Source organism: Chitinophaga silvatica (genome assembly GCF_003419895.1).
Lineage (GTDB): Bacteria > Bacteroidota > Bacteroidia > Chitinophagales > Chitinophagaceae > Chitinophaga > Chitinophaga silvatica.
The window spans coordinates 350,674-363,944 of the sequence record NZ_QPMM01000002.1 but is presented as its reverse complement, the minus strand read 5'-3'; the positions used below and the strand labels follow the sequence as shown (position 1 = coordinate 363,944).

11 protein-coding genes and 1 tRNA gene are annotated in these 13,271 nt (G+C 39.0%); 7 read left to right on the top strand and 5 right to left on the bottom strand.

All coding sequences use genetic code 11. The features are described 5' to 3' along the window. Positions 1-25 precede the first annotated feature (25 nt). Both DVR12_RS05775 and DVR12_RS05770 read right to left on the bottom strand, forming a co-directional pair. On the bottom strand, positions 26-1,468 hold the full coding sequence (locus DVR12_RS05775) for an aminotransferase class V-fold PLP-dependent enzyme (protein WP_116974554.1): 1,443 nt from the start codon (positions 1,466-1,468) through the stop codon (positions 26-28). Beyond that, positions 1,469-2,113, bottom strand: coding sequence for a DUF4395 domain-containing protein (locus DVR12_RS05770; RefSeq protein WP_116974553.1), 645 nt, complete (start codon positions 2,111-2,113; stop codon positions 1,469-1,471). A 156-nt stretch (positions 2,114-2,269) separates the two neighbouring features. On the opposite strand from DVR12_RS05770, the gene DVR12_RS05765 reads away from it, so the two are divergent. The 3 genes from DVR12_RS05765 to DVR12_RS05755 all read left to right on the top strand — a co-directional run bounded on the left by DVR12_RS05765 (position 2,270) and on the right by DVR12_RS05755 (position 4,311). Continuing rightward, positions 2,270-3,307 carry a sensor histidine kinase gene (locus DVR12_RS05765; RefSeq protein WP_116974551.1) on the top strand — a complete coding sequence of 346 codons (1,038 nt, stop codon included), beginning with the start codon at positions 2,270-2,272 and terminating at the stop codon, positions 3,305-3,307. Then, positions 3,300-3,980, top strand: a complete 681-nt coding sequence (locus tag DVR12_RS05760; RefSeq protein WP_116974549.1) for a LytR/AlgR family response regulator transcription factor — start codon at positions 3,300-3,302, stop codon at positions 3,978-3,980. Before DVR12_RS05765 ends, DVR12_RS05760 begins: the two co-directional genes overlap by 8 nt. A gap of 145 nt (positions 3,981-4,125) precedes the next feature. Beyond that, positions 4,126-4,311, top strand: a complete 186-nt coding sequence (locus DVR12_RS05755; RefSeq protein ID WP_116974547.1) for a hypothetical protein — start codon at positions 4,126-4,128, stop codon at positions 4,309-4,311. 32 nt (positions 4,312-4,343) lie between these two features. Here the strand turns inward: DVR12_RS05755 and DVR12_RS05750 are convergent, their stop codons facing one another. The 3 genes from DVR12_RS05750 to nfi form a co-directional block, all read right to left on the bottom strand. Beyond that, a complete protein-coding gene (locus DVR12_RS05750; protein ID WP_147323415.1) occupies positions 4,344-5,462 on the bottom strand; it encodes an EVE domain-containing protein in 1,119 nt (372 codons plus the stop codon). 117 nt (positions 5,463-5,579) lie between these two features. Further along, positions 5,580-5,653: transfer RNA gene (locus DVR12_RS05745), tRNA-Asp, on the bottom strand. 62 nt (positions 5,654-5,715) lie between these two features. Further along, on the bottom strand, positions 5,716-6,378 hold the full coding sequence (nfi, locus tag DVR12_RS05740; RefSeq protein ID WP_116974543.1) for a deoxyribonuclease V: 663 nt from the start codon (positions 6,376-6,378) through the stop codon (positions 5,716-5,718). A 309-nt stretch (positions 6,379-6,687) separates the two neighbouring features. On the opposite strand from nfi, the gene DVR12_RS05735 reads away from it, so the two are divergent. Genes DVR12_RS05735 through DVR12_RS05720 form a run of 4 tightly spaced genes read left to right on the top strand, consistent with a single transcriptional unit; the run spans position 6,688 to position 13,263 of the window. Then, positions 6,688-7,242, top strand: a complete 555-nt coding sequence (locus DVR12_RS05735) for an RNA polymerase sigma factor (protein WP_158563210.1) — start codon at positions 6,688-6,690, stop codon at positions 7,240-7,242. A gap of 47 nt (positions 7,243-7,289) precedes the next feature. Continuing rightward, a complete protein-coding gene (locus DVR12_RS05730; RefSeq protein WP_116974540.1) occupies positions 7,290-8,240 on the top strand; it encodes a FecR family protein in 951 nt (316 codons plus the stop codon). A 29-nt stretch (positions 8,241-8,269) separates the two neighbouring features. Further along, positions 8,270-11,659: a SusC/RagA family TonB-linked outer membrane protein gene (locus tag DVR12_RS05725; RefSeq protein WP_199417048.1), complete on the top strand. Its 3,390-nt coding sequence runs from the start codon at positions 8,270-8,272 to the stop codon at positions 11,657-11,659. 17 nt (positions 11,660-11,676) lie between these two features. Continuing rightward, on the top strand, positions 11,677-13,263 hold the full coding sequence (locus DVR12_RS05720) for a RagB/SusD family nutrient uptake outer membrane protein (protein ID WP_116974538.1): 1,587 nt from the start codon (positions 11,677-11,679) through the stop codon (positions 13,261-13,263). Positions 13,264-13,271 lie beyond the last annotated feature (8 nt).

Below are 13,271 nucleotides of genomic sequence, written 5' to 3'. Positions count from 1 at the left end.
TTTAAGAAAATAGAGTAATGAATGGTTATTCAGATTTCCAATTTTTTACTTTAAACCAATCCAATATTCTTATTCCATCAATCGTGTTCTTATAATAATACTCATTGGTATAACGATCATAATAATAGTCTTTTTCCCATTCTTGTATATTTTCTATAGTTATTTCAAGCGCATCCAGTATGAAATGTATTTCTGCATTTGTCATTGTAGGATGAACAGACAATCGAATCCAGCCCGGCTTAGAAGATAAATCTCCAACTTGTATAGCTTCCAGGATACTGTAAGAATGAGCTCTATCCACATTTAGTAGTTTATGGCCATAGGTTCCGGCACAGGAACAACCACCTCGTAGCTGAATACCGAATCTATCGTTGAGTAATCTTACTATTAAATTATAATGCACTCCGGTTACTATAAAGGAAACTATTCCCAAACGTTGAGTAATATTTTGTTGTAAAATTTCTACTTTCTCGATTCCTGTTAACCTGGAAAAAATAATAGCTAGCAGTTCTTCTTCTCGTTGCAGGATATTAGTTACCCCCATTGCTTCTTTAAGCCTAATACACATACCTGCTTTAATTCCCTGAATAAAGGGGGGAGTACCTCCATCTTCCCGCTGTTCAATATCATCTACATACACCCGTCCACCCCAGGGATTTGTATATTTCACAGTGCCTCCGCCAGGTTGATCAGGAACTTTATTGGTATACAATTGCCTGTTAAAGATTAATACACCCGGGGTAGCAGGCCCTCCTAAAAACTTATGACAGGAAAAATATATAGCATCCAGGTGCATTCCGGGAGCTGGTGGATGCATATCTATCTCACAATAGGGAGCTGAACATGCAAAATCTACAAAGCATAAGCCATTATACCTGTGAATTAGCCTGGCAATTTCATAATAAGGGGTTTGTATTCCTGTCACATTTGAACATGCTGTAACAGCCGCTATTTTACATTTATGCATTCTATACTTTTCCAGCAACCATTGGAAATGTGTCATATCAGGTAATCCTTCCTTATCAAGATCAATCATCTCAACAATAGCGCCTGTCTCCAACCAACTTATATGATTACTGTGATGCTCCATTGCCGTAATGAAAACTACCGGTCTCAGATACCCCAATATACGCTGAAGCTTATTGACGGCTGATGTCATGCCACTCCCACAGAACAGCAACATATCATCATTTCCGGCATTTACATGCTGTTTGATAATAGTTTTTGCGGTTTCATAGGCATCAGACATAGCCCTGCCGGTAATTGTGGTACCAGTATGCGTATTGCCAATAATGGGAAGGATCTCATCCTGAATAAAGCCCTCAATTGGTGCATAGGCCCTGGCTGTTGCTGTCCAATCTGCATAAATAATTCGTTTGTTACCGTAGGGCGATTCAAAGTGCTTGTTATTCCCTATGATATCTTTTCTATAGGTTGAAAAGTAGGTTTCCAGATTCTTGGTGAGCATTTAAAGTTGTTTAAATAAGGCATGAGGAGCTTTACTATATTGCTCATTTAATAAGAGGATTGCAGCAAGGAGGATTACAAAAAAAAGCATCAACATAAGAATCTGTACTTTTGAAACCTTTTGAATATGCTTACGCTCACTAACTGTACATACTTCTCCCGTACAATGCCCTACTTTTCTCTTATTAAACCATGGATAAAAAATACAACCAAGGCAAATGCCAAAAGCCGCTTCAAAAAAGAGAAATAAAAGACAGATCAGGCATATTAATGCAGTAATAGGACTATAGGCATTAACAACAATAAAAAAGAAAAACATGATGGAGGAGAGAACAATACCAATCGTCCATGCAAACTTTTTCTGTGGAGCCCCAACATACTCAGGGTGTTGATTGCGAACAATTAAACGTCCGGCTATTAGCGATGGAGAAAACCGTGGATTTATCAAAACCCGGATCAATAAGTCGAGCAAGAAAAAAGTGATTACAAACTTTACAGGAATGAAGTTTCCTTTAAAAGCAATAAACATTAAAGAAGTATAGGTAGCCAGAAACAGGAGCCCGGCGGCGGCACGTATTTCCCTTTCATTTAGTACAGGTATCTCGTATCCTTCTACTTTTTCTCCGAATTGTATCAGCTTATTCATGTTTTTATTAACTTTTAGGATACAAGGATAGAGAATAGGGCTGATTACAGAGCTGGCTGGTCAACATACCACCGGGTAAAGTCAACGAACCACGGAATTCGGTCAATTAATATTGAAAACAAGCGACTAATAAACATTTTATCGACCTTTATCAAAATGAAATGGTTATCTCATATAAGACGATATAAGTTATATGTCTGGTTGGTTCCGGCATTCATACTATTGAATCTGTTGACAGATGCAATAGAGAGTACCCTCAATTTCCCCGCAAAAGCTGTGAATGAAATCTGGCTGGCGGTTTACCTTTCCGTGGTCAACTATTTTCTGTTTGAATATAGTATACCAGGTATGAGCTGGAAAAAGGTTTTCAGATCAGTACTGCTTGTAGTATTATACTTTTTTGTTTACTCATTGGGCTTCTTTATTTGGAGGCAGATAGGAATCGGGATCCATGTATATACAGTATTAGATAATACGATTTCTGTACAGAATAGAATTGGTGGATTGTTAGGTTATGGTATCGGATCTGTGATTGTATTTGGAATAGCCAGGCATATTTATAACTATATCAACCTAAAACAGATTTCACAACAATTGAGAATTGAGAGTCAGCAAGCTGAGTTGAATTATCTTAAGTCTCAGACCAATCCGCATTTTTTATTTAATACCCTGAACAATATATACGCACTTGCCAGAGATAAATCTGATCTGGCGCCGGAATCGATACTAAGATTATCAAAAATTCTGCGTTATATGTTGTACGAAACCAGCGCACCCAATACTTCCATAGAACAGGAACTCAGGATTATTGAAGATTATATTGCTTTGGAGAAACTACGGTATGACGATTCCCTGAATGTAAATATTAGTCATGATCTCGAAGATGCCAAGCAAGGAATACCGCCACTCTTATTCATTCCATTGGTAGAAAATGCATTTAAACACGGGGTATCAGAAACCAGGGAGCATCCGTTTCTGAATATTCATATTTCTTTAAAAAACAGAAGATTGATTTTTACAGTTCAAAACTCAACCGGAGAGCCGGCCACAGATATAAATATAAAAGAAAATATAGGTTTATCGAATTTACGCAGGCAGTTGGCCTTACTATATACCGACTACCATCTTCTTATTGAACCAGCAAATTATAAATTCACGGCTACTCTGAATATAAATCTCAACAGTCATGTCTAGAATCAAATGTATTGTTATAGAAGATGAACCATTAGCAGCGAAAGTGTTAAAGGATTATATTTCAGCTGTTCCTTTCCTGGAATTACAGGGCATTTTTAAAGATGCTATTCTGGCTTCTGAGTTCTTATTAAAGAATGAGGTTGATCTGATTTTTCTCGACATTCATCTACCCAAATTAAAGGGGATGGCATTTCTCAAAACGCTTACGAATCCACCTTCTGTAATTGTTACCACAGCATATCATCAATATGCGGTTGAAGGATTTGCTCTCAATGTAACCGACTACTTGCTGAAGCCTATTGAATTTGAAAGATTTCTTACAGCTGTAAATAAGGTAAATGTAGATAACCGTGGGAATACTGAATCTGTATCCCGGGATTTTATTTTTGTGAATGTACAGAAGCGAAAAGTAAAAATCCTGTTTGAGGAAATTTTATATATAGAAAGTCAAAAGGAGTATGTTAAAATTGTTACTACCAAGCATGAGTATCTATCTAAAATGAGTACTAATGATATAGAAGAACTATTACCTGGTCATATTTTTAAGCGTATCCATCGTTCTTTCATTGTTTCAGTAAATCATATTGATGCATACACTGCTGAAATAGTGGAGATAAAAGGCATTTCGATTCCTATCGGGCGTGGATATAAGGATGTGATTGAGCGGTTATGAATTAATTTACTAGCTCCATAATTTGTAAATCAATTGTTAATATAAAATCATTTAATTTTCTTGGCTCTTAAAATAATTATTCACGTAATATTTTCGCATAATAAAATAAAGGAGTAGTTAACCCCTCCTTAACTATATTCTCATTATGAAACAAAGTCTTCAACAGAAAATAGATCGGTATAAGAAATTAGCACAAAGTCAGGGAAGTAATTCAAAACCTGCACAATCTAAGTCTGTTCGTGTAGATAGTTTAGCACAAGTAATCCGTTCTCAAAAGGATGCAGAAAACTTTATGGCCGAACTTAATAGTATTGTTAAAAGAGCTCAATAATTAATTATTTTATTAAAGTACCTAATCATTGCTCATGAGTCTTCCGCTGATTCATCGTAATCATCCAGAACAGTATGCCTCAGATTACCCAAATGTCTATCTTCCGCTAGAGTTATCACATTTTCATAACTAAGATATGTACACGTATTTTTCAGCGGTCCATGTTCCATAAAGGAAAATACAGGTCTTGTTATTTCTTGAAAAACCTTATCTCTTCTTTCCTCTGGTGCAACAATATGCAATTTCACATTCATGTTTGGCTGTAGTGCCAAAAGGTCGGCCATCCGAAGAATACCTGAGTATACTGACGTTGTATGTTCCACCTCGAAAGCTCTAATTATCATATTTCTACTAATCCAGAGTACATCAATATTTTCGATTGTTTTCAAAACAGCATTTACATAATTTAAGGGAAGTCTGTCTAATAAACAGTTCTCACCTGCCTGCCAATGCTCGAGTACACGTTGTCTGTCTGCCCTTGGAAGCCAAATTTTGAACCCCATTTTTTCACCCATTTCGGCAAGTGTGGCTTGTATCTTAATACTGTCTCTTGATGATGATTGATTAGGAATTATATTAGTTTCATCTCCATCAGGAATGGTAAGATCAATAGCTCCCGTACTTTGAAGCGCTGTAACATTTGTTCTGATCTTTTTCAAGTCAGCTTCCGTAAGAGGATAGCTTACAGGACTGATCATCTGACTCCTCATTATTTCTTCCAGGTATTTACCATCTTCATCTTTCAATTTCCTTAGACTACTTCTCACCTGCATAGTCCAAGCATTACTTCCCGGAGGCAGCCCACTTGTAAAAGATAAATGATCCCAGCTTTTACTATCCGTAATAGGAATACTATATTCAAGTGGTAACCAGACTGTTGATTCAATCTTAAAGCGTAAGGTAAACGGATCATTCACGGGGTAATATATTGGCTTATCATCTTCATACATGCTGCTATTTATTTCAATTACACCTATCCATCTTGATACCTTAGTTACATAACATATAAGTTTATCTCCTGGTCGAAGACCATTCGCAATTGATCGCTTGTTTTCTGCGAAGCCAGAAATGGTTTTGTCAGAGTTAGTAAATGTTTCGTATGTAGTCGGTGAAAAGAGGTTTATATAATAGGCCATTGTTATTGTATTCAATGAGTTATTGGGTAAGCAAGTATAGGTTTTTTTAATGACTATTTAGAGAACATAAGAGAGCGTCACACAAAAACAAAAAAGTCACACCTTCCGATGTGACTTTCTTTTCGATCCTTGCGGACCGGACGGGACTCGAACCCGCGACCTCCGCCGTGACAGGGCGGCATTCTAACCAACTGAACTACCGATCCTTCCCTAAGGGGCTGCAAATATAGAATAAAAAAAACGAATCTTCCAAACCTATTTTAAAAAATTATTTCTTGTATGCTAAAAGAGCTAATCTACCATAATGATCAGCAACCCTGGTTGTTTCAGGTAAACGATACTGGGTACAGAGTTTTAAGACTATATCCGTTGCCGTTGCAAGCGAAATTTTATGCCCTACGGATACAAATACAGGATTGATTCCTGCCTGGGTTCTTAAGGCATTGCCTATTGTTTCTCCGTTATCGGGAGCAATTAAGGAAGCCACACTTCCTCTCTCTTCTCCCAAATCCTCATATACTCCGTACAATTTTGTTTTACCACATCCTATAACCGGATAATTTATGCTAACCCCAAAATGACATGCTAGCCCAAACCTTCTTGGATGGGCCATACCCTGAGCATCACAAACAAATAAATCGGGTTTTACTTCCAGTTTATTAAAGGCTTCCAATAATGGTGGCATTTCCCTAAATGAAAAAAGCCCGGGGATGTAGGGAAAAGTAACTTCCATACAATGGGTAGCGACTTCTATTACATTTAAAGTCTTATAATCTAATACCGCAATACTTCCGGCTATCAGATTTGTATCCTTATCGTATTCGACATCCGTACCTGCTATATAATTAATAGTAGCTGGCAATTGATCTGTTAGAATAACGGCTCGACTTAATTCCTCCTGTAATGCTATTGCTTCTTCTTCCGTAATCATTTCACGAAATTATTTTTTTTAGCCTATACAAAATAAAACTATATTTATAATTATTCACTTACTAAAGTGTAACAGTAACGCTTCAATCAAAACAACTAATGCATTAGAATGAAATAATTTACAAATTAGAGAATAGAAGATTTAAATGAATCATAGGTGATAGGATTGTCGAAGTATCCGATGAAAAAATGATACCTGAGAATGAGTTAATATCCACGTAATATTGATCTATTATTTTTGGTCCGACTGTTATATAGCGTTATGCCTGCGTATCAGAAATTAAATCCCCCCCACTCTAGTGCCAACAATATGTCACAAACAGCTTTTGAAGCTGCAGTAGCATTACATTGGAATAAACTTTTGGGTATTGCTGCCGCCAAAACAAATTCACACGATGCATTCGACATTGTGCAGGATGTTTTTTTGTCTTTATGGGAACGCTGGGAATTAGTTCCAAAAGATGAAGAACTGGAATACTACCTGCTGAATGCTCTAAAATTCAGAGTGTATAATTATTACCGTACTACCGGCCGCTATACTGCCCATCTTAAAAACCTTGAAATCATACTCAACGAAACCCTCGAAACTGCCGACGCCCTCGCCCAGGAAGAATTACATGGACTAAAAGAAACCCTTGTAAATGAAGCATTAGACACCTTATCTGACAGTCAACGCCAACTATTCATACTAAGAGTAAAACATCACTATTCCTACCAGCAAATCGCTCAACTACTAAATATAGATGCTGCCTCGGCAAGAGTTTTATATAGCAGAGCCCTGAAACAGGTTAAAATGCATATTCAAACTAATCCTTCTCTCTCTGTCAGTCTGTTATCATCCATGTTATTGTTTACAATTCGTTAACATTAGACCAGTTAACATTCGTTCATCATCGGTTATTCTACCTATAGATGGAACGACAAAAAAATCCCAAGGCCGCTGCCTTACTAGACAAATTTCACGCAGGGAAATGTACTCCCGAGGAACTTGAGCTTTTGAGCAAGTGGTACGAGAACATTGACTCAGCGGAAAATAATCCGATCGATCAACAGCTGTCTGACACCTATCAACAACAGTTTCTGCAAAACTTCAGACAACAGATCCAAAAACCACAACATACTAAATTCAGAATGTGGCGCTGGGCTGCTGCCGCTGCAATCCTAACCGGTATTGGTATCTGTTCTGCATTATTACTAAACAATAATAGCCTGGATAATTCGGCATATGTTATTATCACGAATACAGATAAGTCTCCTAAAATTATTACCCTTCCCGATAGCAGTACTGTTTGGCTCAACACTGCATCTACCATTCGCTATAAAAAAGATTTCAGCATGCAGCAACGTCGGCTACAACTGGCCGGGGAAGCCTATTTCAATATAAATGGAAATGAAAGCAATCCTTTCATCGTCCGAACCCGCGATATCGACATTAGTGTATTAGGTACACAGTTTAATGTTGAGGCCTATGCGGCCGAAGGACTCACCAGAGTAGCGCTGAGTCAGGGTAAGGTGAAGGTACAATCATTGAAGGATAAGACTATAAACACCATACTGAAACCTGGATATGCCGCTTCCTACATCAATGAAGGTCAGGCTCTCAATATCAGTGCTGTAAATATTTCCCAAATAACGTCATGGAAGGAAGATGCTTTTGGTGCTAATGATATCTCGTTTAAAGATGCAATAGGCCGCTTATGCACACATCATGGCTATACTGTAAAATGGCAGACTACAGACAATATAAACAAGCATATTAATGTACTGTTCGAGCATTCCGACTTTGAGACTGTACTTAAAAACTTATGCTACATCACACGCAAAAACTATCGAATAACAGACAATCAAGTAACTATTTTTTAACGCATCGAACTATCTGAAAAAACTAGAACATGAACATTAAGTTTACCTCTTCAGATCAATTTACTCTGTTACCCAGAGTAATTGCCAGACGTATTAAACGACTAGGCTTAGTTGGAGGAGCTTTACTACTTTCACTCACTTCAACCGCCAGACAAAGTGGGTTGACAGAAAGAGTAAAATTAGATATTACAAGCGCCTCTCTATCCCAGGTTCTTATGGCTTTAGGCAATCAAAGCTCTTTTACATTTAATTATGTAAAACAGGATTTTGATCACATAATCGTAAAGGATTATAAGCCCAATAATATTACTTTAAATGAAGCATTAAATATGCTCCGTACTAAATCAGGTATAGAGTATAGTGTTAATGATAAAGCTATCTTACTTAGAAAAGCAGAGCAGGACGTAACTACCGAACCGGTACAAACAGTGAACAGAAAAATTACCGGTCGTGTTATCTCCGAAAGTCAGGAAGCCATTCCTGGTGTTTCTGTATGGGTAAAAGGAACTCAGATTAGAACAGTGACAGATGCTGCAGGGAGGTATGAAATAAATGTCCCAGACGAGAAGGCCGTACTTTCGTTTAGCTTTATTGGTTATACAACCACTGAAGCTGTTGTTGGTGGACAGAGTATTGTTAACGTTTCCCTGAAATATGGGAGTAGTGACCTCGATGCCGTTGTGGTGGTAGGTTATGGTACTGCTAAAAAAGGAGACCTCTCTGCTGCTGTTAGTGTAATCTCAGACATGAAAACACTGAAAGAGCGGCCTGTAACCGATCTTGCTAATATGTTGCAAGGCAGATTAGCCGGGGTAACTGTTGTGAGTAATGGTGGTCATACTACTGATGCAAACCGTATAGTAATCAGAGGTATGGGCTCCCCTACCGGTGAAGGGGTACTGTATGTAGTAGATGGAGTACCTGGTGCTCCTTTTAATCCGGCGGACGTAGAATCTGTAACCGTTCTTAAAGATGCTGCTTCCGCGGCTATCTACGGAGCTTTTTCTGGTTCTTCGGGTGTTATTCTGATTACTACCAAACAGGCTACCAAAGGCGATCCTTCTGTACAATACAGTGGATTTGTAGGTGCCAAACAGGCCTGGCGTACTTTACAATCTCTGGATGCATCCCAGGAAGCTCAGGTGGCTAACCTGGCTTACAAAAATGCCGGCATGCAACCATTGGATGGTTGGGATATCAATAAAAACCCATATGCCCAGGTTACACGTACCGACTGGATGAAAGAAATTTTCCGTACCGGTTTGGTCCAAAGACATTCTATCAGCGTAAATGGAGGTAACGATAAATTAAGTACTTTATTCCAGGGCAGATATGAAAATGAAGAAGGAACTTTATTAAATACCTATAATAAGAATATCTCTCTTCGATTCAATGCCAATTATCAATTTACCAATAAACTAAAATTCAGGGAAGATATATTCTGGAATAATAACGACAACCGGGATGCACAAACATCAAGTGGTTATAGTGGTGTTATTCTTTCTGCCATGTATATGCCACGCTCTGCTACTGTTTATTATCCTGATGGCACCTTCGGTGGTATTGGTCCTATTGGCTCAGATTACCTTGGTATCCACGGAGATGCTATCAATCCGGTAGCTATTCTTCTGAGAAATAAACCATTTAATAAAGCGACTGGTATCCAATCTGTTTCTGAATTATCTTATACAGATATTATTCCGGGGTTGTCTGCGGTTTCAAGGTTTACTTATCGCCAGAGCGATACTTTGTATAGAAGTTTCAGTCCAATGGTTACTGAACCGGGCAAACCAAATCTTGAAAATATGCTTAGCTACAAAGAAGGTAGAGGTTACAAATGGATTTGGGAAAATACAGTAAATTATTCCAGAACCATAAACAGGCATAGTATTGGCGCGATGGCTTCCATTACAGCTCAGGAAGAGAATGGCCGTGGTTTTAATGGTGCTGCAAGAAACTTTGAAAATGAAGCCGATTGGGCACAATACTTTGTGAATGCGAGAGAGTTTACCAAGGATCTTATTAATGATTGGAATAACTTAGATAGAAATGCCTCCTATATTGGGCGTTTATCTTATAGCTGGGCCGACAGATATTTTGTTACAGGAAGTTACAGATATGATATTGCAGGCCGACTGGCGCCAGGATACAGAGGGCACGGATTCCCTGGTATTACCGGTGCCTGGAAAATCAGTTCAGAACCTTTCTTCAATGTGCCGCAGGTCGATCTGTTTAAACTAAGAGCCAGCTGGGGTAAGGTTGGGAATATCGGATCTGTTAGATGGAATTATGGATATGCAACTTTAGGAACAGGCGAAACATTCCAGATAGGAGCAGACGGTACGCAACGTTCCAGATCATTATCTATTAACGAACAAATTAATCCAAAATTAAGTTGGGAAACATCTCAACAAACTGACGTGGGAATTGATATCAGTCTGTTAAAACAACGATTAACATTAACCGCTGACTATTTCAACAAAACAACCTTCGATCTGATTTATCGCCAAACTAGTGGCTGGCCTGTTACATACGGCATAGATGCTCCGCTTATTAATCAGGGTAAGATTGGCAATAAAGGTCTTGAGTTCAGTGCAAATTGGCATAGTAAGGTAGGCGCAGTAGGTTACAATGTGGGTACTAACTTCACTACTTTGAAAAATACAGTGCTTGAAATAGATAATAATCCTAATTCTGTAATGCAATTTGGAGATGCATTCAGAGGAATTCTCAAACCTTTCAGATCAAAAGTAGGTACCCCGTTATACTCTTACTGGCTGGTGAAAACAGACGGTATCTTCCAATCAGATGCAGAAGTTCAGGCCTATCAGAATAAAGGTAAAGTAGTACAACCCTATGCTAAAGCAGGCGATATCAAATTCGTAGATCAGAACGGTGATGGCGAAATCACAGATGCAGACCGCGTATATATGGGTAGTGCATTCCCTAAAATCACCTACGGATTTAACGCCGGTATTACCTGGAAAAACTTCGACTTAAGCCTGTTTGTTCAGGGGGTTGGTGGTGTAAAACTCTTCAACGCATTTAAGATGACAACCCTCAGCGGTGCTGAGCAAGGTTATAATCGCTGGAACAAAATTCTGGATGCATGGTCACCTGAAAACAAAAACGGAACTATTCCACGCATCTCTGCCGACGATCCTAACAAGAACTTCGGAACCAACTCAGATTTCTACCTCGAAAATGGTAACTACCTCCGTGTTAAAAACATCCTGATTGGTTATACATTCCCTAAGATGAGCTGGAACAAAGGTCTTCGTATCTACTTCAGTGGTGATAACCTCTTCACTTTCACTAAGTACTCTGGTATGGATCCTGAAATTGGTTCAACGGGTCTGGATGGTGGTCAATTCCCGATTTCCCGTGTGTATTCTATTGGTGCAAATGTTAAATTCTGATCTAAACTAATGATGTCATGAAAACTTTCAAATATATTCTACTTACTTCCCTGATCGGGCTTAGTTCCTGTACCAAGTGGGTGGATACTAAACCTAACGGTGTTCCAACTACAGCACACTTCTGGCAAAGCGATAACGATTTGCAAAAAGCTACTGCTGCAATCTATGAGTCGATGAATGAGGAAGCTACCTGGGGAAGAGACTTATTCTGGGTACAGGATGCAAGCGACGATTTAATTGTAGGTAGAGCAAAAGCTGATGGTGAAAATATTAAAAACTTCATTCCAAGTGGAAATGAGGATTATTTAAAGGAAGGGTGGAGATTTCTTTATATCACACTGAATAAAGCTAACCAGGTAATTCAGGGTGTACCTACTTCAAAAAACACCTCCGAAGCTGCCCGTAATCAGGCGCTGGGAGAAGCATATTTCATGAGAGGATTTGCTCACTTCTGGATAGCATACATCTGGGGCCACAAAGATCAGGGGGTTCCATTTATCGGTGCCGAAGATCCTGCATATGGTATGAAAATGCCGCCGCAGTTACCTTCCGTAATGGAAAACTATGCACAAATCATCAGTGACCTCCAAAAAGCAGCCGACCTTTTACCTTTCTTTGAAACATATGGAAATAAAGATAAAGGCCGCGCTCATAAAGCGGCAGCATGGGCATACATGGTTAAGACCTATGCATACTGGGCTCAGTATGATGAATCTAAATGGAACCTGGTTCCTGCATTATGCGATAAAATAAGAGACGAAGGTCATCGCGCCCTTATCAAAAATGCAGGCAGTTTCAAAAACAACTATCAATCCGTATTCATAACAGCCAGCAACTGGAGTTCAGAATATATCTGGTCTATTACTTCCAGCGCAGTTAATGGATGCGAATTTCCTGGGGTTGTTCTTGAAAACAAAGGCTGGACAGCCTACAATGGTTGGGGATATTTCCAACCTACTGAAGAATTGTACGACGAGTACGAAGCAAACGATCCAAGAAGAGAAGTGACTATCCTGAAATTCGGTGATAAATTTACTTACTTTAGCCAGGAGAGATCTTATTTCTCTACCAACAGCATTTCTGGTTTCCAGATCAGAAAATATATGGAACCATTTAGCTATGGCCAGTTTGGTGTTGCAGGTTCCAATCCGTTTATCAACCCTAGCGGTGACAACCCTACTACAAGCCTGAGTGTTCCGCTGATCCGTTATGCCGAAATTCTGCTTTTCAAAGCCGAAGCACTGATTAAAACCGGTAAAAGTGGCCTGGCTGCCGATCCGCTGAATGAAGTTCGCAGCCGGGTTGGACTTAACCCGATACCTAATCCTACTATGGCAGATCTGAAGCATGAGCGCAGAGTTGAATTAGCTTGTGAATGGACAGACCGACTTGCAGACCTCAAACGCTGGGGCGATTTTGATAAAATCAATATGCCACTGCATGGTCGCGAACATGCTAATAAAAATGATCCTAATTCTACCTATACCATTAAAGAAGTATGGCCTAAAAGGAATTTCGATCCTAAAAAACATATGGCCTGGCCTATGAGTCCGGACGATGTTGCTAACAGCAACGGCGCCTACAAACAAACTCCGGGTTGGTAATATTTGAG